Annotated in this window: 18 protein-coding genes; 15 read left to right on the top strand and 3 right to left on the bottom strand. The window is 43.3% G+C overall.

Features of this window, described 5'->3' with window-relative positions:
- Positions 1 to 608 precede the first annotated feature (608 nt).
- The 8 genes from HMPREF2983_RS09495 (at position 609) to HMPREF2983_RS09530 (ending at position 11034) form a co-directional block, all read left to right on the top strand.
- Entirely contained in the window at positions 609 to 1604 is a 996-nt protein-coding gene (locus HMPREF2983_RS09495; RefSeq protein WP_070667887.1) for an NAD-dependent epimerase/dehydratase family protein, read from the top strand.
- Positions 1605 to 2618, top strand: coding sequence for a phosphatase PAP2 family protein (locus HMPREF2983_RS09500; protein WP_070667888.1), 1014 nt, complete (start codon positions 1605 to 1607; stop codon positions 2616 to 2618).
- Between the two features lie 249 nt (positions 2619 to 2867).
- A complete protein-coding gene (gene miaB / locus HMPREF2983_RS09505) occupies positions 2868 to 4202 on the top strand; it encodes a tRNA (N6-isopentenyl adenosine(37)-C2)-methylthiotransferase MiaB (protein WP_018921141.1) in 1335 nt (444 codons plus the stop codon).
- Positions 4203 to 4219: 17 nt separating this feature from the next.
- A complete protein-coding gene (locus tag HMPREF2983_RS09510; protein WP_070667891.1) occupies positions 4220 to 6061 on the top strand; it encodes an ABC transporter ATP-binding protein in 1842 nt (613 codons plus the stop codon).
- Positions 6062 to 6083: 22 nt separating this feature from the next.
- Positions 6084 to 8039: an LTA synthase family protein gene (locus HMPREF2983_RS09515; RefSeq protein ID WP_070667893.1), complete on the top strand. Its 1956-nt coding sequence runs from the start codon at positions 6084 to 6086 to the stop codon at positions 8037 to 8039.
- Positions 8040 to 8056: 17 nt separating this feature from the next.
- Entirely contained in the window at positions 8057 to 9001 is a 945-nt protein-coding gene (locus HMPREF2983_RS09520) for a lysophospholipid acyltransferase family protein (RefSeq protein ID WP_070667895.1), read from the top strand.
- A gap of 87 nt (positions 9002 to 9088) precedes the next feature.
- A complete protein-coding gene (locus HMPREF2983_RS09525; RefSeq protein WP_070667896.1) occupies positions 9089 to 10081 on the top strand; it encodes a glycosyl transferase family 90 in 993 nt (330 codons plus the stop codon).
- Between the two features lie 89 nt (positions 10082 to 10170).
- A complete protein-coding gene (locus tag HMPREF2983_RS09530; protein ID WP_070667898.1) occupies positions 10171 to 11034 on the top strand; it encodes a LicD family protein in 864 nt (287 codons plus the stop codon).
- Between the two features lie 657 nt (positions 11035 to 11691).
- Here HMPREF2983_RS09530 and HMPREF2983_RS09535 read toward each other — a convergent pair.
- Positions 11692 to 12747 carry a CDP-glycerol glycerophosphotransferase family protein gene (locus HMPREF2983_RS09535; RefSeq protein WP_070667900.1) on the bottom strand — a complete coding sequence of 352 codons (1056 nt, stop codon included), beginning with the start codon at positions 12745 to 12747 and terminating at the stop codon, positions 11692 to 11694.
- 110 nt (positions 12748 to 12857) lie between these two features.
- On the opposite strand from HMPREF2983_RS09535, the gene HMPREF2983_RS09540 reads away from it, so the two are divergent.
- Together HMPREF2983_RS09540 and HMPREF2983_RS09545 are read left to right on the top strand one after the other, a co-directional pair.
- On the top strand, positions 12858 to 13952 hold the full coding sequence (locus HMPREF2983_RS09540; RefSeq protein WP_070667902.1) for a pyridoxal-phosphate-dependent aminotransferase family protein: 1095 nt from the start codon (positions 12858 to 12860) through the stop codon (positions 13950 to 13952).
- Between the two features lie 9 nt (positions 13953 to 13961).
- Positions 13962 to 15278, top strand: a complete 1317-nt coding sequence (locus tag HMPREF2983_RS09545; RefSeq protein WP_070667904.1) for a Gfo/Idh/MocA family oxidoreductase — start codon at positions 13962 to 13964, stop codon at positions 15276 to 15278.
- 64 nt (positions 15279 to 15342) lie between these two features.
- Here the strand turns inward: HMPREF2983_RS09545 and HMPREF2983_RS09550 are convergent, their stop codons facing one another.
- A complete protein-coding gene (locus HMPREF2983_RS09550) occupies positions 15343 to 16833 on the bottom strand; it encodes a butyryl-CoA:acetate CoA transferase (RefSeq protein ID WP_070667906.1) in 1491 nt (496 codons plus the stop codon).
- A 1116-nt stretch (positions 16834 to 17949) separates the two neighbouring features.
- On the opposite strand from HMPREF2983_RS09550, the gene HMPREF2983_RS09555 reads away from it, so the two are divergent.
- Both HMPREF2983_RS09555 and HMPREF2983_RS09560 read left to right on the top strand, forming a co-directional pair.
- Entirely contained in the window at positions 17950 to 18552 is a 603-nt protein-coding gene (locus HMPREF2983_RS09555; RefSeq protein WP_004377945.1) for a DUF4254 domain-containing protein, read from the top strand.
- A gap of 80 nt (positions 18553 to 18632) precedes the next feature.
- Positions 18633 to 19673, top strand: a complete 1041-nt coding sequence (locus HMPREF2983_RS09560) for a glycosyltransferase family 9 protein (protein WP_070667907.1) — start codon at positions 18633 to 18635, stop codon at positions 19671 to 19673.
- Positions 19674 to 19679: 6 nt separating this feature from the next.
- Here HMPREF2983_RS09560 and HMPREF2983_RS09565 read toward each other — a convergent pair whose 3' ends face one another.
- The gene (locus HMPREF2983_RS09565) at positions 19680 to 20276 is read right to left on the bottom strand and encodes a hypothetical protein (protein ID WP_070667908.1); all 597 of its coding nucleotides are present in this window, start codon (positions 20274 to 20276) and stop codon (positions 19680 to 19682) included.
- 367 nt (positions 20277 to 20643) lie between these two features.
- On the opposite strand from HMPREF2983_RS09565, the gene HMPREF2983_RS09570 reads away from it, so the two are divergent.
- The 3 genes from HMPREF2983_RS09570 (at position 20644) to rnc (ending at position 23342) form a co-directional block, all read left to right on the top strand.
- Positions 20644 to 20880: an acyl carrier protein gene (locus tag HMPREF2983_RS09570; protein ID WP_004373076.1), complete on the top strand. Its 237-nt coding sequence runs from the start codon at positions 20644 to 20646 to the stop codon at positions 20878 to 20880.
- Between the two features lie 118 nt (positions 20881 to 20998).
- Positions 20999 to 22261: a beta-ketoacyl-ACP synthase II gene (gene fabF, locus HMPREF2983_RS09575; protein WP_070667910.1), complete on the top strand. Its 1263-nt coding sequence runs from the start codon at positions 20999 to 21001 to the stop codon at positions 22259 to 22261.
- Positions 22251 to 23342: a ribonuclease III gene (gene rnc / locus HMPREF2983_RS09580; RefSeq protein WP_018921126.1), complete on the top strand. Its 1092-nt coding sequence runs from the start codon at positions 22251 to 22253 to the stop codon at positions 23340 to 23342. The genes fabF and rnc overlap by 11 nt, the downstream gene beginning before the upstream one ends.
- The last annotated feature ends 583 nt before the right edge of the window (positions 23343 to 23925 follow it).

Below are 23925 nucleotides of genomic sequence, written 5' to 3' on the forward strand. Positions count from 1 at the left end.
GCTTGTCAATGATTTTCATTGGCAAGCCCACTTTTTATTTCATCATTTCGAACATCAGTTAAAAGGTGATTGCTTAGGCGTTGATTTTCTTCATCAAGCACTTTTCTGCGCTTTTCTTTTCAAAATATAAAATTTCCTTGCTTCAATCAATCCTCAACTTCAAACGGTCAGCAATCCATTGGCTATCAAAAGATTACAAAATCTAAAACAGATAATGGGACAACTCATGTCAAATCGTCTTGCAACTTGCATCAGATGACCACGTAACTTGACGCAAATCGCAGCGTAACTTGACGCAGATGGCGAGGTCATTTGATGCAAGTTGCAAGGCAAGGGGGTCGAAAACATGAAATGACCTTAAATGAATGTGAAGTTTACGGGTATATAGTCGCCATTCAGTTGGATAGCCTACGCTGGCTCAGAAAGCCACCGAACCCTTGTAAGGTCAGGCAGAATAAAAGCTCATTTCCTATTTCATGAATACATAATTCATAATTTATAATGCATAATTGTGGGCACATGACAGTCCGACACAAAGCTAAATATTCCCTAAAATCCTTTGCCATTCATGGAAAATCCATTAATTTTGCCCCGTAAATAGCTATTTGATGAAAATATTAGTAACGGGTGCCAGTGGTTTCATTGGCAGCTTTATTGTGGAGGAAGCGCTGCGTCGGGAGATGGAAGTGTGGGCTGCTGTGAGGAAAAGTAGTTCGAAGAAGTATCTCACCGACAAGCGAATCAATTTCATTGAACTTAATCTATCCTCACAGAAAGAATTGGAAAAGCAATTGGCCGGACATGAGTTCGACTATGTTGTGCATGCTGCAGGTGCCACAAAGTGCCTGCATACAGACGACTTCTTCAAAGTCAACACCGACGGAACACGCCATCTTGTGCAGGCTTTATTGGCCTTGAAGATGCCTATCCGCCGTTTCGTTTACTTGAGTAGTCTCAGCGTTTTCGGTGCAATCAAGGAGCAACAGCCCTATCAGGAGATAAGCGAACACGACCATCCGCGGCCAAACACGGCCTATGGTAAAAGCAAATTGATGGCCGAGCAATACTTAGACAGCATCGGAAATGACTTTCCCTACATCATTCTGCGCCCCACGGGAGTCTATGGCCCACGCGAGAAAGACTATTTTCTCATGGCAAAAAGCATCAAGGGACACACCGACTTTTCGGTTGGTTTCAAGCGCCAGGACATTACGTTTGTCTATGTCACCGATGTGGTTCAAGCCGTTTTCCTGGCACTCGACCATGGACGTGACGGCCGGAAATACTTTCTCAGCGACGGCAACGTCTATCAATCGTCCGATTTCAGCAACCTCATTCACGACTGTCTGGGCCGCCCTTGGTGGATCAGGATTAAGGCACCGGTGTGGGTTTTGCGCCTCGTGACGTTCTTTGGTGAGCATATCGGTCGCATGACGGGTAAGATTTCAGCCCTCAACAACGACAAATACAACATTCTGAAACAGCGCAACTGGCGTTGCAACATAGAGCCTACAGTAGACGAATTGGGCTTTCATCCGCAGGTAGACCTTGCAGAAGGCACGCGGAGAACTATTGCCTGGTATCGCGAGAACAATTGGTTGTAAATGGCAAACAAAAGGAAAAACAATACTTTTACATGGCCTTGGCAGGGTAAAGGGTGGACAGCCGAGCACAAGGGACTGCTGCCTTTTGAGTGGGTAGTGTTAGCTTATATGGCGTTTACACTGCTGATTGTGCTGTTCACTTCTACCAAATTAGTCAATCCCGACGCTATGATCTGGGGACGTGTTCGCGTGGGAGCGATGACCATTGCTTTATGGGCGGTCTATCGAATGATGCCTTGCAAGCTCACGATGTTTGCCCGCGTAGCTGCCCAAATGGGCATGTTGGCATGGTGGTATCCCGATACCTACGAGATCAACCGCATGTTTCCAAACCTCGATCACCTTTTTGCTACGTGGGAACAACAGCTTTTCGGCTTCCAGCCGGCACTTGATTTTGCGCGTGCTTTCCCGTCGCCAATCGTGAGCGAACTTATGGATTGCGGTTATGCGGCCTATTATCCGATGATTGCAGTCGTGTTGCTTTTCTACTTCTTCAAACGCTACGGAGAATTTGAAAAGACAGCTTTCATCATCTTGGGTTCGTTCTTTCTCTACTATGTTATCTATGACTTGCTGCCTGTTGTGGGTCCCACCTTTTATTATAAGGCTATCGGTTTGCACAACGCAGCACAGGGAATATTCCCCAATGTGGGCAACTATTTCAACTTACATCAGGACTGTCTGCCAAGTCCGGGCTATGCGCAAGGCTTCTTCTACGACCTTGTGGAGGATGCAAAGGCAGCAGGTGAGCGTCCCACGGCGGCCTTCCCGAGCAGTCATGTGGGCGTGAGCACTATCTGTATACTGTTGGCTTGGCACAGTGGTAACCGCAAACTGCTGTTCTCTCTATTGCCTTTCTACGTGTTTCTCTGCATGGCAACCGTTTACATCCAGGCACATTATGTCATTGATGCCATAGCAGGATTGATTACAGGAGTAGTGTTTTATGCGGTATTGAGTCTTTCCTCAAACCTCAAACTCACCCCCGGCCCCTCCCGAAGGGATGGGAGATAACATTTGCTCAAAGCCTCTTGCATCCCCCTGTTTAACGCATTAAAAGAACAGAGACCATTGACTTTCAAAGGAAAGGAAGCTGTAAAAAGCGGAAACTACGATTGATTTTTCAATAATGATGACATACAATTGATATAAATATAAAGACAATAAAGCAAACAACAGATAGCCCATAACGATCCTCTCAAGCTTTTTCTCCCCTCCCTTGGAGAGGGAAATGAGGGTGGGTTTTAGGCTATCTTTCCACTTATGAACAAGAAATTATACATTGAAACCTATGGCTGTCAGATGAATGTAGCCGATAGTGAGGTGGTCGCCTCAGTAATGAAGATGGCAGGTTATGACGTCTGTGAGAACGAAGAAGAGGCTGATGCTATCTTTCTGAACACTTGCAGTATACGCGAAAATGCAGAGAACAAGATTTATAATCGACTTGATACGCTTCATGCAGAACAGAAGAAAGGACGCCAACTCATTCTTGGTGTGCTCGGTTGTATGGCTGAACGCGTGAAGGATGACTTAATAAAGAACCATCATGCAAGCCTCGTATGCGGTCCCGATTCCTATCTTAATCTGCCGACAATGATTGCAGAATGCGAACTCGGACATGCCACTGTAGACACCAATCTCTCTACAACCGAAACCTATCGCAACGTGCTTCCACAGCGCATTGGAGGCAATCGTGTGAGTGGTTTTGTAAGTATCATGCGCGGTTGTAATAACTTCTGCCACTACTGTATTGTGCCTTACACACGCGGAAGAGAACGCAGTCGCGATGTAGAAAGCATCTTGGCAGAAGTGAAAGACCTGCATGATAAAGGGTTTAAAGAAGTTACCCTGCTCGGACAAAACGTCAATTCCTATGGTCTGTTGCCTAATGGAAAGCGTCCGGAAAACGGCACTTCATTTGCCGAACTGCTGAGGAAAGTGGCCCAGAGTGTGCCTGATATGCGCGTGCGCTTCACCACTTCAAACCCTGAAGACATGACAGAAGACATCCTGCATGCCATTGCCGAAGAACCCAATCTGTGTAAGCATATTCACTTCCCTGCACAGAGCGGAAGCAACAAGATACTGAAACTGATGAACAGAAAGTACACCCGTGAGGAGTATCTTGACAAGGTTGCAGCCATCAAACGCATCATCCCGGGTTGCGGTTTGACCACCGATATCTTCGTAGGCTATCATGATGAAACCGAAGAAGACCAGCAATTGACGCTCTCCTTAGTGAAAGAAGTGGGCTTCGACAGTGCTTTCATGTTCAAATATAGTGAACGTCCCGGTACGTATGCAGCCAAACATCTGCCTGACAACGTATCCGAGGAAGTGAAGATTGCCCGATTGAATGAGCTTATTCATTTGCAGACCGCTATCAGTGGCGAGCAAAACAAGAAGGATGAAGGCTCAGAATTCGTTATTCTTACAGAGAGATTCAGTAAGAAAGACCGTAATCATCTCATGGGAAGAACCGAACAAAACAAGGCCGTTATCATTGAAAAAGGCAATCACCATATAGGCGAATTCATCAAAGTACGCATCACGGGTTCAACCAGTGCTACGCTCTTTGGTGAAGAAATCAAATAAACAAAGGTTGAAGACGTATGAAAGAGTTCCTGCAAGTGCTGCGCCGTTTCGTTCCACCTTATAAGAAATATCTGGTTTGGAGCGTCATATTCAACATCCTTTCAGCGGTGCTGAATATCTTTTCGTTCATGACATTGATTCCTATTTTGCAGATCTTGTTTAAGACAAGTGATGTAAAACCTGTCACGAAACTCATCACTTGGGACAATGTGCATGGTGTAGAAAGCATGGTAGAAATGTTGACCAACAATGCCAACTACTACATTCAGCACTTCATAGTAACGACAGGAGAGGCCAATACATTGCTTATTATCGGCATACTTCTGGCTTTCATGACCATGCTGAAAACCGGAGCCTACTTCCTTTCTTCAGCCACGATAATCCCTATTAGAACAGGAGTTGTGCGCGATATCCGCAATCAACTCTATCAGAAAATCAATGCCTTGTCGCTTGGTTTCTTCAGTGAAGAGCGCAAAGGTGACATCATCGCCCGCATGAGTGGTGATGTTCAGGAGATTGAGAACTCTATCATGGCGAGTCTTGACATGCTTTTCAAGAACCCCATTCTCATCATCAGCTATTTCATAGCATTGATTGTTACCTCGTGGCAACTTACACTTTTCACGATTATCTTTGTGCCTATATTCGGTTGGTTCATGGGCTTTGTGGGCCGAAAACTTAAGGCACAGAGTATCGAAGCACAGGGATTGTGGAGCGATACGATGAGTCAGGTGGAGGAAACACTCGGAGGTTTACGCATCATCAAGGCCTTCTGTGCAGAGAAACTGATGAATGAACGCTTTGATAAAGTAAACAGTAACTACCGTAAAAATGTCATGCGAGTGAATATCCGACAGCAACTGGCGCATCCAATGAGTGAGTTTCTCGGCACCGTTATGATTATTATCGTGCTTTGGGTGGGTGGTATGCTTGTGCTGAACAACCACACTTTGACCGGTCCTAAGTTCATCTACTACCTCGTGATGCTTTATTCCATCATCAATCCGCTGAAAGAATTCTCGAAAGCCGGCTACAACATTCCGAAAGGTTTGGCCAGTATGGAGCGCGTAGATAAAATCCTCAAGGCTGAAATCAGCATCAAGGAAAAGAGCAATCCACATCCTATCATGGCCTTTGAACACGAGATTGAATTCCGCAATGTGTCGTTCAAATACGACCAACAGTGGGTGTTGAAAGACATCAACCTTGTTATTCCAAAAGGCAAGATGATTGCTTTGGTGGGACAGAGTGGCTCTGGAAAGTCTACACTTGTTGATCTTATTCCACGTTACTACGATGTACAGAAGGGCGAAGTACTCATAGATGGCATCAACGTTAAAGACCTTGGCATTCATGATTTGCGCCGACTCATCGGCAATGTCAACCAAGAAGCCATTCTCTTTAACGATACTTTCAAGAATAACATCAAGTTTGGAACGGTCGAAGCTACCGATGAACAAATTGCCAATGCAGCCCGAATAGCCAACGCATACGACTTCATCATGCAAAGCGAAAACGGCTTCGACACGAACATAGGCGACCGTGGTGGACGCCTTTCGGGTGGTCAACGGCAGCGTGTGAGCATTGCCCGCGCTATCTTGAAGAACCCACCTATCCTCATACTTGATGAAGCAACATCAGCTCTCGACACAGAGAGTGAACGTCTTGTACAGGATGCTTTGACGCATTTAATGAAGACCAGAACCACTATTGCCGTAGCCCATCGCCTCTCAACAATCAGGAATGCCGACGAAATCTGCGTGCTCCATGAGGGCCGTATCATAGAACGTGGCACGCATGAAGAACTCATTCGCAACAACGGATACTACAAAAAGCTACACGATATGCAGCAAGTGTAAGATAAAGAAAGGATTAAACAGAATGAAACGCCTATTAAAATCAACATTCGCCTCGCCGATAGCATTGATTATCAACCTGCTGTTGGCCTATCTTATCTATTTTTTTGCACGCCTCACCTATGTGCTGGTAAACTACAGTTACTTTGCAGAAGGGATCAGGAATGATGCTATCGGTCAATGGATAAAGGGCAGTTTGATGTTTGACACCACAGCCATTCTCTACACACATATCCCCTATATCATCCTCATGCTCTTTCCCCTTTGGCTGAAAGAAACGTCGATATATCATCGCATTTGTAAGTGGCTGTTTGTTGTTGTGAATGCCATTGCATTAGCTATCAACCTTGCCGATGCCGTTTACTTCCCTTTCACATTACGCCGAACGACCACAAGCGTATTCCGTGAATTTAGCAATGAGAACAACATTACAGGCATCATCCTTCATAACACGCTGACTCATTGGTATCTTCTCCTTGTGTTTGGCGTAATCATTTGGGCCGTATGGAAACTCTATGCCATGCCCCGCACCGACTATCGCGACTTTGTTTCAGCAAAAAATCGGTGGCTTTATACGGTCAAACTCTTTGTTTGCCTTGCGCTTGCAGGTATTGCTACTGTAGCAGGATGCCGTGGAGGACTGCAGTCGGGCGTGCGTCCTATCACCATAAGCAATGCAAATCAGTTTGTAGAACGACCCACCGACTGCGCTGTTGTACTTAATACGCCGTTCGCATTAATACGTACTATTGGCAAATCCGACTTCGAAATACCTCCTTATTACACATCACTCTATGAGGCCGAAAAGGTCTATTCGCCTGTTTACATCACTATTCCGAAGGGACAAATCAAGAAGAAAAACATTGTTATTCTTATTGTTGAAAGCTTTGGAAGAGAATATATCGGTGGCTTTAACAAAGACTTTTTCGACGGTAAATACAAGGGATATACGCCCAATGTAGACCGATTGATTGAGAAAAGTCTTGTCTATCGCTATTCATTCTGCAATGGACGAAAGAGCATTGACGGCATGCCTTCCATTCTTTGCAGCATTCCCCGCTTCGGTGAGCCCTTTATTCTTACGCCCGCTTCGATGAATGATTATACAGGTATACCTGGTCTTTTAAGTCATTGGGGCTATCAGACGGCATTCTTCCATGGGGCAAACCGCGGTTCAATGGGCTTTCTGGCATTCTCCAAAAAGATTGGTTTTCAAAACTATTATGGCCGCCAAGACTATGATGAAGACCCTCGCTTTGGTGGCGATAAGGACTTTGACGGCAACTGGGGAATATGGGATGAGCCTTTCCTTCAATACTATTGCACGAAGATGGGAGAGATGAAAGAGCCTTTCATGACGGCACTTTTCACTGTATCAAGCCACGACCCATTCGTTGTTCCCAATAAATATAAGAACGTTTATAAGGAAGAACACCTGCCCATTCAAAAGTGCATACGCTACACCGACATGGCCATTGGCAAATTCTTTGCCTCGGCAAGCAAGCAGAAATGGTTCAAGAACACTATCTTTGTGCTTACCAGTGACCACACCAACCAAAGTGATCATGCACAATATAAAACCGACATAGGAGGTTTCTGCTCACCTATTATTATATATGACCCGTCGGGTGACATCAAGCCTCAACGTGTAGATGGCATCGCACAGCAGATAGATATCATGCCAACACTACTTGATTATATAGGTTATCACCGGCCATATATAGCCTTTGGAAGCAACCTTCTCGGCACGCCTGCAAGCGAAACATGGGCCGTGAACTATCTCAACGGCATCTATCAATACGTGAAATATGGTTATGTTCTGCAATGGGATGGCAAACAAACCAAGGCCATTTATCGTCTCACTGACCTGCTCATGGAACATAACCTCGTAGGAAAAGTGAAAGAACAGCACCAGATGGAGACCGAACTCAAGGCCATCATCTATCAATATATGTACCGAATGGTGAAGAATAAACTCTAAGTTCTGTCCGAAACAATATGAAAAAAGCACTGTTATATATAGCTTATACCATCGCTTATGGCTTTTGGTGGGCAATGTCTTTGCTCCCCTTATGGCTGCTTTATTGCTTTTCCGACCTGCTCTATCTGCTCATGGCATACGTTGTTCGCTATCGTCATGCCGTGATATGGAGCAATCTAACCAGCTCTTTCCCTGAGAAAACAGAGGCTGAACTGCATGAGATTGAACACAAATTCTACCATTGGTTCTGTGATTATCTCGTCGAAACGATGAAGCTGATGACTATAAGCAAGCAGCAAATCATGAAGAGAATGACTTTCACGGGCATGGAGACATTCAATCAAATATTGTTCGAAGGACAGTCTATAGGCGTTTATCTGGGTCACATTGGCAATTGGGAATGGATTACCTCCATGCCTTATTGGGCACCAAATTCCCTTTGTTGTCAGCTTTATCACCCGCTTGAAAACGAATACTTCGACCGTCTTTTCAAGTTTGTTCGCGAGCGTCAGGGAGCATATTGCATTCCCATGCAGGAGTCTTTGCGTAAGATTATCCAGTTTACACACGAAGGGAAGCCTCTCGTTGTAGGCTATATATCCGATCAAGTACCTCTCTGGTGGAACATACATCATTGGGTTGACTTCCTACACCACGATACTCCGGTGCTCACGGGAGCTGAACGAATTGTCAAACACACTGGACAAGCCTTCTTTTATGGCCATGTTACACGCGTGAAAAGAGGCCACTATAACTGTGAAATGCGTCTTATCAGCCGTAATACCAAAGAGATGGCCGACTTTGAAATCACAGATTTATACTATAAAGAACTGGAAAAATCCATTCGAAACCAGCCCGAACTTTACCTATGGAGCCATAATCGCTGGAAAAGAACACGTGAAGAATTTAATAAAAACTGGGAAGTGAAGAATGGAAAGGTCGTAAGACGCAAGGAAGAATAACATCTATCAGACATTGAACTATTGCTTATCCTGGCTCAATTTCAATGAGAAAAAGACAAGAAACCTACTTTCTAATGGGCAAAGAAGATGAAGATGAATCGTAAACTCTACTATATTCTACACAGTGGGAAAAATTCAAAATTGAGATATTATATTACCTCTTACCTTTGGATTTCAATGCCTCACTGTCTGCTCTCATGGTTTCGTAAAGCCATTATCTCAAAGGCACGACAACGCAATGACTGGGATGAGATTACGAAACGTGTGGAATATTACAACAAACTTCATCGTTCAGAAATAGACCTTCCTGCATTCCGACAGAAAGCCATAAAACTCTCTGAACAGAAGAAAACAGGCCAATCGGTTTATTATCTTGATGCTTTCCGCTATGCAAAGTCCTTTCCCTTACACCGAAAATGGTACCTCCAACCGGGCGATGTCACCTGGGTTCCCGACATACCTGCTATAGTGAAAAGCCGACCTATCAAGGGTAACAATGCCAATTCCGTACTGCTGAAGCTCGACAGAGTGCGTCATTTCCTTTTCGTAAACGACCGACTCAAATTCACGGAGAAAGCCGACAAAGTGGTTTTCAGAGGGCTTATCGGACAGTTTGACAGCAACACCTTAAAGCAAAACCGATATGATTTCGTCAAGAAATTCTTTGGCAATCCACGCTTTAATATAGGAGTTATCGACAAAGGTTTCAATGAATGGTACACTGAGAAAATGACCATTCGCGAGCATCTCTCCTATAAGTTTATCATGGCTTTAGAAGGCAACGACGTGGCGAGCAACCTCAAATGGATTATGTCATCAAATTCAATTGCCGTCATGCCACGCCCGACTTATGAAACATGGTTTATGGAAGGAACGCTCATTCCCGATTATCATTATATCGAGGTAAAGGCCGATTACTCTGATTTGGAAGCTAAAATCGACTATTATATCAGTCATCCCGACGAAGCACAAAGCATCATCAACCATGCGCATGAATATGTAGACAAGTTCAGAAATCCCCGGCGTGAATGCATCATCTCCATGCTTGTGTTAGATAAATATTTCAGAACTACGCAGTAAAAAAATACTTCATCCCCTTTAATTATAAGCATCTTAACACCCCATTTTGTACAGAATATTTCTTAAAACATTATAAAAACAATAATAAAATGACAGAACAAAAGACAAGGATTTCAGACGAAGAGACGAAGAAACTTCAGGCTTATATCCTTGACATCATGGTCAATATCGACCGTGTATGCCGTGAACACCACCTGCGCTACTATCTTTTAGCCGGCACAATGCTGGGAGCCGTGAGGCATAAAGGCTTCGTTCCATGGGATGACGATGCCGACATAGCACTGCCACGAAAGGATTATAACATTCTCATTGCACACGCCAACGAATGGCTTCCCAAGCATATAGAACTCGTCAGCGGCATTCAAAACCCCTATTATCCCTATGCTTTCGCACGCATTCAAAATGCAGAAACCACCTATATCCTGCGCCGAAGCTTCAACTTCATTGGTGGACTTCCAGTGGATATCTTCCCACTTGATGGCATGACCGAAAATCCATTGAAACGCAGATGGCACTACATGAGATATGATTTCTTCGTGCGACTGATGTATTATAACCTGCGCGATCCTTATAAACATGGTCGTGGCATTGACTGTCTTTTCATCAAGATGTGCCATAAGTTGTTTTCTTCTGCATGGCTACACCGCAAACTTGACAAGATACAAAGCGAGTATGACTTCGACAGTTCAACGCTCGTTGCCGACCATGACAACGCACCTGACCGCGGAATTCTGGCGCGTGAGGTTTATGGAGAGCCTACTCCTATCACCTTTGAAGGCCACACTTTCATGGGTGTTGCCAAGCCCGATGAATATCTGAAATACTGCTATGGCAACTATATGGAAATGCCAAGCGAACTCCCTCCGCAGAACTTCAGGTTTCTCGACTTGCAACTTCCCTATCGCTCTTATTTGAAACAGCAGAATATAAAAAGCAAAAAAGAACAGCATTAGCTGAATAACACAACCATAAAAGGCGTTAATACTAAACTCAAGAAAAGACAGATAAAGAAAAGAATAACGCTGTATTACAGCAAAATTTCTTCTGTTTGTCTGTCTTTCTTATTTTTAATACTTCCTGATGCATGGGCTAATCGACTCTCAAAGAAGAATTGAATAACACAGAATGCCATACAACATTTTTTATGATACCTAACAATTTATGCAATAACTACATACAGATAATGCGTTTACAACCTGCAAAATAACATCAAATCTTAATTATATTTATTTAAGAAAATAATCAAAATTAATTACAGTTAGAGGGTGTTGATAAATAGAAACATTAAAGATTGAAAGGCTATTATCAACACTTTAGACTCCAAATTGAGTCATTTCACCTTACTTTTTGATGCATATTAGTTAGTAATATGAGTCTAATTACACGCTAATTTGAGTCATATTACACGATGATTTGAACCATATTACAAGCCTATTTCCAAGTAAACATGAAAAAGGGGAAAGCAGATATCTGCTCTCCCCGACACAAAGGTAATGTTTTTTAAAGGCGTTTCCAAATTGAGTTTAATTTTAATTTACAATCAACTATTCATTTCCTGTCAACTCTAATACCTTTCTTCGCCATTTCAAAACACTTTGGTCTTTTCCCGTTTATTTCTTTTTCTTGATGCGTCCAAAGGTATTGATGCTCGTGTATTGACGCCACAGATTGAGTTTTCTCTTCTTGGGCACACCCTTTCTGCGGATAAAATCGCGTGCACCTTCAAGCATTCTATGGGCTACTTTGCCATCGGTATAGGGGTCGTAATTGTCAATCACCCACCTGCGAAGACGCACATAGTCCTCATTTTCCACGACATCTTCCACGGCATCGCATAGGAGATTAGGGTCTGTTATGTTCTTCCAATAGATGTCCTTCGATATGGCATTGAGCGTCACTACAGGCTTATCGAGCAACAAGAACTCATAAATCGTTGACGAAGTATCGCTGATCATCACATCAGCCATTAGCATATATTTCGTCACACTGTAGTCATCGACATACACAATATTGTCATATTGTGCCGCCAAAGCCTTGTATTCATCCACCCATTCCTGGCGTGTCAGCGGATGAAACTTCATCAACAACAACACATCCTTTTGCTTACTGAGTTTCACTAAGTTATCTTTGATGAGCGGAAGTGACGTGAGTTTTGGCGAGAACGTAGGTGCATAGAGCACAATTTGCTGCTTTCCATACTGCTTTAACAGCTGTTCGCGCTCCTGATTAAAGTCATTTCGGTGTTCAGCTATCCAGTCTTGGCGTGGCCAACCCGTTTCCAACACTTCAAAATCTCCGTATTTCAACGACAACTCCTTAAACTTTTTAGTGAAGTAAGGGCCTTGCGTGAAGTAACAATCAAAGTATCTTCGGATAATCCAGTGGTCTTTTTTCTCAGCTGCATAGCCATGAAAGATTTGTATTTTCACACCAGAAAGGTAGTAGGGAACAATGTTTCCAGGCACGAAGATGGCTTCGGGCATAAAGTCATAAGTCTCTTGCATGCTCGCCGTCCAACGCACTTCATGCTTCAAAGGAAAGTCAGGAATCTTCTTTTCATACACATACCACAGCACCTCATTCCCTCCTTCGCGGTCTGCTTCCAATTGAATGGGATGCAAAATATCTATGGCATACTTATTCTCGCAAAACAAAACGATTCTCATATTGAATGTAATAATTTTGAGTAAAGGTAAGGATAAATAACGAATTTCTGCCTTTATAACGAATTATTTTTATTATTTTTGTATGTAAATAGGTTATAATAGTATTGTTAATGATGCAAGATCAGGACATAATGTTAAACTTCACCGTTGGTCCGGTGATGTCAAGTGAGGGCGTAAGAGCCATAGGTAGTGAGCAAGTTCCATACTTTCGAACTCCTGAATTCTCACAAGTGATGTTTGAAAACGAAGCCCTTATCAAGAAATTTGCTAAGGCTGACGAGGCATCAAGAGTGGTATTCATCACCGGTTCGGGTACAGCTTCTATGGAAGCAACTATCATGAATACCTTTACCCCTAACGACAAACTTCTTGTTATCAATGGAGGTAGCTTCGGACAGCGCTTTGTTCAGCTCTGTGGAGTACATCATATACCCTGTACAGAGCTTATTCCTGAGTTTGGATATGATATCACTGATGAGATGCTTGCACCTTATGAACAGCAAGGTTACACGGGTTTCTTGGTCAATATCAACGAGACTTCCACGGGTGTTCATTACGATGCAGAACGCATCAGCGCCTTTTGTAAACGCAATCATCTGTTCCTTGTCGTTGATGCGATAAGCTCTTTCTTGGCTGACGAGTTTGACATGAAAGCTTTAGGTGCCGATGTTATGATTACAGGTTCACAGAAAGCATTGGCCTGTCCACCGGGTATTTCAATTATTACACTGTCACCTCGTGGCGTAGAACGCGTTTACAACCACGATGCCGGCTGTATGTATTTCGACTTGAAAGACGCCTTGAAAAATGGCGAACGCGGTCAAACGCCCTTCACTCCTGCCGTTGGAATTCTTCGACAAATCAACATGCGACTGCACGAAATAGATGAAGCTGGAGGCGAAGAAGCCGAAAGACGTAAGATAAAAGCACTTGCAGACGACTTCCGCCAGCGCGTGAAAGAACTGCCATTCGACTTTGTTTCTCATTCACCGGGCAATGCAGTGACTCCGCTTCACCCTCGAAATGTGTCGGCTTATGACATCTTTACGACGCTGAAAGACGAATATCACATCTGGATTTGCCCTAACGGAGGTGATATGCGCGACCGAGTTTTCCGCGTAGGTCATATCGGTTCACTCACCATTGACGACAACACGCGACTCATTGAGGCAATGAAAGACATGCAAAAACGAGGACTTCTATAAACAAAAAACATGAAGAAAGTCATCACCTACGGTACTTATGACCTGATACACAAGGGACATATCCGACTGTTGGAACGTGCAAAAGCCTTAGGAGATTATCTTGTTGTGGGCGTTACAGCCGACAACTTCGACCGTGCCCGAGGTAAAATCAACGTACAACAGTCGCTCATTGAACGCATTGAAAACGTAAAACAAACGGGCCTTGCCGATGAAATCATTGTTGAAGAATATGAAGGACAGAAGATTGATGACATCAAACGGTTAGATATAGACATCTTCACGGTGGGCTCAGACTGGAAAGGTCACTTCGATTATCTCAACGAATACTGCAAAGTTGTCTATTTAGACAGGACACAAGGAATATCAAGTTCTGAACTGAGAGCAGAAAAATGCGATGTTCATTTGGGACTCATTGGAGAGTCAGCGATACTGAATAAAATCGTGAGAGAAGCCAACTATGTAAACGGATTGACCATTAGCGGCATCTTTTCGCGGACAGATTTCAAGCTCAGCAGCGACCTTAAAGACATTCCTTCCTATGACAATATCGACGCCTTGCTCGACAATTGCAATGCCGTATATATCATATCAAGTCCGGTTTCGCATTATGAAGACATCAAAAAAGCTTTGAGTCATGGGCGGAATGTGCTTTGCGAATCGCCTATAACCATTGACATGGCACAATATAAAGAACTCCATGAATTGGCCGAAAAACAGGGATGTATCCTTTCAGATGCACTGAAAACAGCCTATTCTATGGCTTATTATCGCCTCATTCTGCTGGCCAAGACAGGCGTTATCGGCGATATTGTGTCGATAGATGCCACATGTACCAGTCTTTCCAACGTGCAGAAAGAATGGAACAGCATCTGTGCATGGGGACCAACTGCCTTGCTTCCCATCTTCCAACTGCTTGGAACAGACTACTGTCAGCGCCAGATGATCAGCCGACTTGATGATGACAAAAACTTCTTCGATGCCTTTACGAAGATTTCATTCATCTATCCTCACGCCGTAGCTTCTATCAAAGTGGGACAGGGAGTGAAGTCGGAAGGTGAACTCATTATCTCGGGAACAGAGGGTTATATCTATGTACCTTCACCGTGGTGGAAAACAGATTACTTTGAAATAAGAAAAGAAAATCCTGCCAACAACAAGCGATATTTCTATCAACTCGACGGAGAAGGCATACGCTATGAACTCGTTTCTTTTGTCAAAGTCATTCAAACCCAACGCCCTTACAACTATATCGACACCGCCGTTTCAGAGGCTATCGTGAAAACAATAGAGGACTTTTATGCACAAAAAGACCTGATTATCATCTAATGACAGTTGACATTCAATAGAAACGCCTGATTATTCTATATGTGAATAGTCAGGCGTTTTGATTTCAAAACGCTGCCAATCGCATGTCACCTTTTGTAAGATAAGCGTCATGGAAAGCGAAAGCTGAGCGCAAACTCTGTGGTTCATGCCCGCCACCTGCTATGCGTAGGTAGTCGCGCAGCAACGGACGATAGTCGGGATGAGCGCAGTTTTCAATGATTTCCTGGGCTCTTCTCAACGGTCCTTTACCTCGCAAGTCGGCCACTCCCTGCTCGGTTACAATCACATCTACATCATGTTCGGTTGAATCTACATGGCTGCACATCGGCACAATCGTACTGATGCAACCGCCTTTTATGGTACTCGGCATCGTGAAAATACTCAAATAGCCATTCCGTTCATAGTCACACGACCCGCCAATACCGTTCATCAGCTGACTGCCACACACATGACTGGAGTTCTCATGACCGTAGATGTCGCACTCCATGGCTGTGTTCATAGCGATAACTCCAAGCCTTCTGATCACTTCGGGCGAGTTACTGATCTCACTCGGGCGTATAACTACGTGGCGAGAAAAGAAGTCCATGTTGGCATAAATATCCAAGAGAGTCTCGTTTGTCACTGTCAAAGAGGAACAACTCGCATCAATAATCTTGCCCTTTTTCATGTGATTGATGACTGCATCCTGCACAACTTCCGTGTAAACTGAGAAATCAGGAATGGCAGGATGATTGCCCAACGCCTCCAAAACGGCATTACTGATGACACCAACGCCACTCTGAACAGGCAGGAACTCCTTGGGAAGAAGTCCTCTCTTGAGGTCGGAGACCAAGAAATCAGCTACAAAATTCCCCATTTTCTGGGTCACTTCATCAACCGGTTTGAACGACCTTGCTTCTTCAGAAATGCAACATTCCACGACACCCACAATCTTATCACCGTCAATTTCAACGAATTCCCGCCCTATTCTGTCGCATACATGATTGATCATGATAGGCAGACGATGCGGACAACGCGCAGGTTCATAGACATCATGCAACAGGCGTGACTGCGGACTGTGAAAGGTGTTAAGCTCTAATATCACGTGTTTGGCCATACGAACGATTGTAGGAACCACGCCGCCTGCACTCGTCAGATAACCTCTATACTTGCTTCCGGCCTGCATGAAACCGCTCACTTCGATGATAGCCCAATCGATTTCGCCATAAAAACCACGGCGAAGTCGCTCGGCAACATGGCCAAGATGCATGTCCTCGAAGTCTATTTCGCCAGCGTTTACATGCTCACGAAAGTCCTTGTTCGTAGAGAACGGCGTGCGAAACTTAATGGCATTGGCAGCTGCCATGTCGCCTTCCACGCTCTGACCCGTAGAGGCTCCGGTGATGATTCCTACCTTGAAAGGATGTCCTGCCTCGTGTTCTCGGCGGGCTCTCTTGGAGAGTTCGCGGAAAACTGCCTTTGCAACGCCGTTAGGAGTGAACCCCGAAAGGGCAACAGTCTCGTCATTCTGGATCATCGCCGCAGCTTCTTCAGCTGATATTCTCGTATATATCATAGCGCTATTAAAGTTAAATCCGTGTTTTCATTTCGTCTTCATGGAGCGTATTTCACGCTATATCTGTATAACACAAAACCATATATATTATTGTACAAAATACGTAAAAAAAGCCTTTTTTACTGCAACTGTCCTACAGGTTGATGATAAACCTCTGAAACATACTGTTTTTCTTCAGCATCACACCACTAAAAACACCATGTATCAACAGCTCCATTCCCGCCTCATGAACGACTACTAATTTTCTTTACAAACACCCTTTCAGGAACAGCCTCATTTGAAAAAAGAAAAGCATTGGCTGCAAATACGCGAGTTATGGACGTTATAAGCAACGCATTGAGTATCAATATATTATATAGATAAACAGCAAATCATGGGCTATATTCATTCAAAAAGCGTCATGATTTGAGGCATATTGCATGGTAATCAGCATCAGATGACACAGCAATCTCAATCAAAACACAGCGTCATCTGCATCAAATGAAACGATGATATGACGCAGATGGCACTTCAAAAGGATTGAAATGCAGCAACAAGGAGCGCCAAAATGAAAAACAACGCCATGAAAACTGCATTTCATTTTCTATTTGGTGGTGTCGGGAAGTGGGTTTTTATAGGTAATAATCTTTACAATATGGTTTTATGATATCCTGCTTTTTCCACTTTTATTTCTTATTTCTATATCTTTAAATTTTAAAAGAAAATAATTAAGAATAAGAAGAATTGATGTGGATATGTTGATAAGTAAAGAGATAAAAAGTTTGTTTTTCCATTATCAACATTTAGTTCTTATTTATCAACTGCTCGTTTTATATCTATCTGTTGGATATCATGAAGATAGAGAGTTATCCACAAAACATGAAATCAGGAGATATTTAATAAGTTGATATCTTTCATGGTTTGAAAAGCGTTGAAAAATGAAGTAAAACGATAGCATAAAGCTGTGGATATCCACAACCGAGGCAGACTGAGGCACAGACTGTGGATAACGGCAGAGTTATTCCATGGGTTATGAGCAGCTTTTCAACAGACTTATCAACACTTATTGTGGACAATTATTTGTCATTTTGAAAATTAATATTTACTTTTGCATAACAAACCTATAAATTAAATCGTATGTCTTTCACACAAGATTCCAATAGAATATTCAATCAGGCAATCCATGATTACCATGTTAAAGATAACATCGACACGCCTATCTGTAATCCTTTTGATGAGGGAACAATAGAAAACAGACTCTATCTGAAATGTTGGATTGACACCGTGCAATGGCATTTCGAAGACATTATCCGTGATCCGGAGATTGATCCTGTTGAGGCTTTGGCGCTCAAACGACGTATCGACAAGAGCAATCAAGACCGCACTGACCTCGTGGAACAGATTGACTCTTATTTCCGCGAACTATATAAAGAGGTGAAAGTTGATGCTGATGCACGCATCAACACCGAGAGTCCGGCATGGGCTGTGGACCGTTTGAGCATTCTTGCACTGAAGATTTATCACATGAAAGAGCAGGCAGAGCGCACGGATGCCACGCCGGAACATGTGGCCAAATGCAAGGCAAAGCTGTCTGTGTTGCTTGAACAACAGAAGGATCTAAGCACAGCTATCGACCAATTGCTTGAAGACATAGCGGCCGGAAGAAAGTATATGAAGGTGTATCGGCAGATGAAGATGTATAACGATGTCGATACAAATCCGGTGCTTTATAAGAAATAATATATTTTAAACTAAATTATAACTGCTTATAGGATGCGATCGCTTATTCGATGATATGCCGTAGGTGGCCGCCTGTTTCCATGAAACATATTCTCATTATCCGCTTTTCTGCCATGGGCGATGTGGCTATGTTGGTTCCTGTTGTGGCTTCGTTGGCACGACAGTATCCTGATGTTCATGTCACCGTTTTGAGCAGACCGTTTGCTCATTCGTTCTTTGAAAATCTGGCACCCAACGTGAGTTTTATGTCTGCTGACATCAAGAATGAATATCGGGGCATCAGGGGTTTGAATGCACTCTATCGCAGATTGTTGGCCAAGAACTTTACGGAAGTGGCCGACATGCACAACGTTTTACGGTCGGAATACCTGCGTTTGCGTTTCAATATGGCTCGTTTCAGGGTGGCACATATCAATAAGAACCGCAAGGGAAAACGGCTTCTGTGCAGGAAGGAGAATAAGGTGAAAGTGCAACAGCCCACGTCTTTCGATAATTATACAGCTGTGTTGGCGAGGTTGGGCTATCCTGTGAAGCTCGATTTTCAGTCGATATTCCCCGCTGACGGCGGTAATCTGCGCCGGATTTCAAATGTGATTGGTGAGAAAAAAAAGTTTCAGAAGTGGATAGGTATAGCCCCGTTTGCTGCCCATAAGGGGAAGATTTATCCTTTGGAAAAAATGGAAAAGGTGGTTGAAAAACTCATCAAGACCTATCCTTCATCCCGTGTTTTCTTCTTTGGAGGTGGTGGAAAAGAGCGCGAAGTGCTTGACACATGGGCCAAGCGCTATGCCAATTGCACGAATGCGTCGGCAGTTCTCGGTGGAATGGGCGACGAATTGATACTCATGAGCCATTTGGATGTCATGGTGAGTATGGACAGTGGCAACATGCATATGGCCTCATTGGTGGGTACAAAGGTAGTAAGCATCTGGGGAGCCACGCATCCTTACGCGGGTTTCATGGGGTGGAAACAAAGCGAAGAGAATGCTGTTCAGTTGGATATGCCGTGCCGTCCATGCTCCGTCTATGGCAACAAGCCCTGCTTGCGTGGTGATTATGCCTGCATGAACAATATCAGTCCCGAGATGATTATTGAGAAAATAGCTAAGCTTTTCAATTGAAATAGCTCAGAACGACTTGCCGAAACCGAGGTAAGGACTAAGATAAATGTTCTTGATGGAGTGGTCTCCGCCAAATCCGAACATTGTAGAAATGCCCACGCGGAACATGAAACCGTGAGGTGCCTGACGGCGATAACCGATGTTGGTGAACAGATAGTAGAAGGCAAAACTACGGTTTTCTTTCACATGTTTGTCGAAAACTAACTGGTAGGAATGGTCAGGTTGCTGCTCAATCTTATACGCATCATACTCGTTTCTGCCGAAAACCACGCCGAGATTTGTACCTAAACCGAGTTCAAGTTTTTTATTTTTACGCCCGATAAGATAGTTCAATCGCGGTACGAAAGAAATGATGTTGAAACGATTGATATCATTAATGAAGTTGTCGGTCGACAGATAAGCCCAGGCCAATCCCACCGAATAGCCCCAGCCTTTGTTGCCTTTGAAACGCGAATCATAGTGAACACCAAGCATGTTTGAAGGGCCGAGAAGTTCTGCAGAAATGTTTCTTACGGGTTTATCTATGGAGTCTGTGGTTGTCTGTGCAGACACATTCATGATTGAAAAAGCAAGAGAAAGGATGACAATAGCAAATTTCTTCATTTGATTTTCTTTTTGTTTAATTTCTGATATATGTTCTGTTCGTTGCCGTTATCTATTTTTTCAAGCAGCATATTGCATAAAAATACATTGTTGCAAAGGTAGAATAAAATAGTGAAAACAGCAAGAAAAGGATATGAAAAAGAGTGAGAAAACTCATTTTTTGCTTCTTCATAAAGATAAATAAAATGAGAATGAAAAGGTAAGAAAAGAGGTTTTTTGAAGTAATTTATTACACACTTAGGGGGTGTTTGTGCAGTGTTAGGCGCTTTTTTGTGTAAAATATTTGGGAAATTGAAAATAAATTAGTTCCTTTGCAACCAGTTTTTCATTTAGAAATTAATTATAAACATTTTAAAAAGTAACTATTATGTCAGAAATTGAAAGCAAGGTAAAGGCTATTATCGTAGACAAACTCGGTGTAGACGAGGCTGAAGTTAAGCCAGAAGCAAGCTTCACAAACGATCTTGGTGCTGATTCATTGGATACTGTAGAGTTGATTATGGAATTCGAAAAAGAGTTCGGTATCTCTATTCCAGATGATAAGGCAGAGACTATTCAGACTGTAGGTGACGCTATTAAGTACATCGAAGAGAACGCAAAGTAATAGCTTAGTTTAAGTTATTTTGCAAATTATAAGATTAGGGATTAGTGATTAAGGATTGGGTTACAGCCTGTTGTGCCCAATCACTAATCCCTAATCCCTAATCATTTTTTTATATATTATGGAATTAAAGAGAGTAGTAGTAACAGGTCTTGGTGCTGTTACACCCGTTGGTAACACTCCCGAAGAAACCTGGAAGAACTTGCTCGAAGGCAAGAGTGGTGCTGCCCCAATCACTAATTTCGATACAACGAATTTCAAGACTAAGTTTGCCTGTGAGGTAAAAGGCTTGAATGTGAACGATTATATCGACCGGAAAGAGGCACGAAAAATGGACCGTTATTGCCAACTGGCAATGATCAGTGCTGCACAAGGCATCAAAGATGCAGGTCTCGACCTTGAAAAAGAAGACTTGAATCGCATTGGTGTTGTCTACGGTGTAGGCATTGGCGGTATCAAAACCTTTCAAGATGAGGTGACATACTATGGTCAACATAGTGCTGATGGACCTAAGTTCAATCCTTTCTTCATACCAAAGATGATTGCAGATATAGCATCCGGTCAGATAAGTATACAGTATGGCTTCCATGGTCCAAACTATACGACGACGAGTGCATGCGCATCTTCAAGCAACGCTTTGGCCGATGCATTCAATCTTATCCGTTTAGGTAAGGCGAACATCATTGTCAGTGGTGGTGCTGAAGCAGCCATCTGCGAGTGTGGTGTGGGCGGTTTCAACGCCATGCATGCCCTTTCAACCCGCAATGATGACCCCGAACATGCAAGTCGTCCCTTTAGTGCGAGTCGCGATGGCTTTGTGATGGGCGAGGGATCCGGATGCTTAATCCTCGAAGAGTTGGAGCATGCTAAGGCACGTGGTGCAAAGATTTACGCTGAAATGGTAGGCGAGGGAGCAAGTGCCGACGCTTATCATATCACTGCTTCTCACCCGGAAGGCTTGGGCGCAAAGCTCGTCATGATGAATGCACTCAAGGATGCTGGCCTGAAAACAGAGGACATTGACTATATCAACGTACATGGAACCTCTACTCCGGTAGGTGATATTTCTGAGGCTAAAGCTATCAAGGATGTCTTCGGTGAGCATGCTTATAAGCTCAATATCAGTTCTACAAAGAGTATGACCGGACACCTTTTGGGTGCTGCGGGTGCTGTAGAAGCAATGGTTTGTGTATTGAGTGTGAAGAACGATATCATTCCTCCAACCATCAACCACGTTGAGGGTGACGATGATGAAGTATTGGATTACAAGATGAACTTCACTTTCAACAAAGCACAGAAGCGCGAAGTTCGTGCGGCATTGAGCAACACTTTCGGTTTTGGAGGCCACAACTGCTGCGTTGTTTTCAAGAAATATGCTGAATAATATCATTGATAGAATAAAGCTTCCTTTCCGTAAGGAGAAGGAGCTTTATTCGTCTTTATACGCTATTCTCGGTTTTTATCCGCGCAATATCAGCTACTACAAACTGGCTCTGATGCATAAAAGCATCATGCGACGCAATGCAAAGGGAAAGCCTGTCAACAACGAACGGCTCGAATTTCTGGGCGATGCTATTCTCGATGCTATCGTGGGTGACATCGTTTATCAGCACTTTCCGGGCAAGCGTGAGGGCTTTTTGACGAACACACGCTCTAAACTTGTGCAGCGTGACACACTCAACAAGTTAGCCAATGAGTTGGGTATCAGCAAACTGATACTTAGTAACGGGCGCAGTTCTTCTCACAACAGCTACATGGGAGGAAATGCTTTCGAGGCACTTGTCGGTGCTGTTTATCTCGACAGAGGCTATGATGCATGCATGAACTTCATGCAGCATCGCATCTTGACCCAGATGATCAACATCGACAAGGTGGCTTATAAAGAGGTGAATTTCAAGAGTAAACTCATTGAATGGAGTCAGAAAAACCGCGTTAAACTCGACTTTGAAATCCTTGAACAGGGAAAAGATAAGAATGGAAGTCCTATTTTCAACTACAAGGTTGTCATTGAAGGTATTGACGGTTGTGACGGTGTTGGCTACAGCAAAAAGGAGAGTCAGCAGCTTGCCTGCAAGCTAACGTTGGAGCAACTGCGCAAGAAACCCCAGTTCATTGATGCTGTGTTTGCTGCCAAGGCCAACCGCACGAAGATGGAAGAAGAGCCTGTTGAGAACGTGCCGAGCACTGAACTTGCCGATAATTTCATTATTCCACAGGGCGAACAGCCTGTTGTCAGGGAAGAAGAAAAGCATGAAAACGTGTTCCGGGAAAAGGTCTATGAAGACCGACCGGCTAAGAAACGCCGCTGTTCTCCGATGTATAACACTGACAAGGAAGTGGGCGAAAAGAAAACCGAAACACATGAAGACGAATTTGATTTGAGCGATATCAGTGCGCGTAGGCAGACCGATGAGGAAATCATTGCAGCTGCCGAAGCAGCCGCTTTCGAGGAGAAGACAGACTGATATCCTTGCTTTTCTTTAGCTTGAAAAACTTAGTGATAAAGCTATACCAAAGAAAATGCAGTGAAACAACTCTTGTTTCACTGCATTTTTTATTATAGCTGAAATTCCAAAATATTATCTTTCTTCTCTTAACTCAATCCTGTTCTTATTATAGTTTCTTAGTGTTTGACTTCTCTTTATCATTCCTTTCTTAGGGCTGAAGAATTGGGTAGTCATTATCCTTTAGTCAGTAATCTGAGTATCTTCATGATAGTTTATAATAAACTGATAATCAAATAGTTATTAACTACATGTATCGCTGATTTGTAACTTGCGTCAAAACGTATTGTGATTTGCGTCAAGTTACGTGCTGAAGTGACTCAAGTTACAGTGTGATTAGCGTCAAGTTACGTGGTAATTTCCACCTTATTGTTTCATCATAATGACTATGTGGTAAAATAGCAGGCGAGAGATGAGCCTGCAACTTGCGTTCTACCTGCTTCGCAGTATATCTTAGAATATAGGAGAATATCTGTAAAAATAAATATTGTTTACTAAGCAATAACCTGATATATTCTGATATATTCTCCGATATTCTTCAATG

The sequence above is a fragment of the Prevotella sp. HMSC077E09 genome, from assembly GCF_001814685.1.
Classification (GTDB): Bacteria; Bacteroidota; Bacteroidia; order Bacteroidales; family Bacteroidaceae; genus Prevotella; species Prevotella oris.

What these genes read in the sequence shown, in the direction of transcription:
- HMPREF2983_RS09495 (WP_070667887.1), top strand. Translation starts at nt 609, where the DNA reads ATGAAAATATTAGTAACGGGTGCCAGTGGTTTCATTGGCAGCTTTATT.
- HMPREF2983_RS09500 (WP_070667888.1), top strand. Translation starts at nt 1,605, where the DNA reads ATGGCAAACAAAAGGAAAAACAATACTTTTACATGGCCTTGGCAGGGT.
- miaB (WP_018921141.1), top strand. Translation starts at nt 2,868, where the DNA reads ATGAACAAGAAATTATACATTGAAACCTATGGCTGTCAGATGAATGTA.
- HMPREF2983_RS09510 (WP_070667891.1), top strand. Translation starts at nt 4,220, where the DNA reads ATGAAAGAGTTCCTGCAAGTGCTGCGCCGTTTCGTTCCACCTTATAAG.
- HMPREF2983_RS09515 (WP_070667893.1), top strand. Translation starts at nt 6,084, where the DNA reads ATGAAACGCCTATTAAAATCAACATTCGCCTCGCCGATAGCATTGATT.
- HMPREF2983_RS09520 (WP_070667895.1), top strand. Translation starts at nt 8,057, where the DNA reads ATGAAAAAAGCACTGTTATATATAGCTTATACCATCGCTTATGGCTTT.
- HMPREF2983_RS09525 (WP_070667896.1), top strand. Translation starts at nt 9,089, where the DNA reads ATGAAGATGAATCGTAAACTCTACTATATTCTACACAGTGGGAAAAAT.
- HMPREF2983_RS09530 (WP_070667898.1), top strand. Translation starts at nt 10,171, where the DNA reads ATGACAGAACAAAAGACAAGGATTTCAGACGAAGAGACGAAGAAACTT.
- HMPREF2983_RS09535 (WP_070667900.1), bottom strand. Translation starts at nt 12,747, where the DNA reads ATGAGAATCGTTTTGTTTTGCGAGAATAAGTATGCCATAGATATTTTG.
- HMPREF2983_RS09540 (WP_070667902.1), top strand. Translation starts at nt 12,858, where the DNA reads ATGATGCAAGATCAGGACATAATGTTAAACTTCACCGTTGGTCCGGTG.
- HMPREF2983_RS09545 (WP_070667904.1), top strand. Translation starts at nt 13,962, where the DNA reads ATGAAGAAAGTCATCACCTACGGTACTTATGACCTGATACACAAGGGA.
- HMPREF2983_RS09550 (WP_070667906.1), bottom strand. Translation starts at nt 16,833, where the DNA reads ATGATATATACGAGAATATCAGCTGAAGAAGCTGCGGCGATGATCCAG.
- HMPREF2983_RS09555 (WP_004377945.1), top strand. Translation starts at nt 17,950, where the DNA reads ATGTCTTTCACACAAGATTCCAATAGAATATTCAATCAGGCAATCCAT.
- HMPREF2983_RS09560 (WP_070667907.1), top strand. Translation starts at nt 18,633, where the DNA reads ATGAAACATATTCTCATTATCCGCTTTTCTGCCATGGGCGATGTGGCT.
- HMPREF2983_RS09565 (WP_070667908.1), bottom strand. Translation starts at nt 20,276, where the DNA reads ATGAAGAAATTTGCTATTGTCATCCTTTCTCTTGCTTTTTCAATCATG.
- HMPREF2983_RS09570 (WP_004373076.1), top strand. Translation starts at nt 20,644, where the DNA reads ATGTCAGAAATTGAAAGCAAGGTAAAGGCTATTATCGTAGACAAACTC.
- fabF (WP_070667910.1), top strand. Translation starts at nt 20,999, where the DNA reads ATGGAATTAAAGAGAGTAGTAGTAACAGGTCTTGGTGCTGTTACACCC.
- rnc (WP_018921126.1), top strand. Translation starts at nt 22,251, where the DNA reads ATGCTGAATAATATCATTGATAGAATAAAGCTTCCTTTCCGTAAGGAG.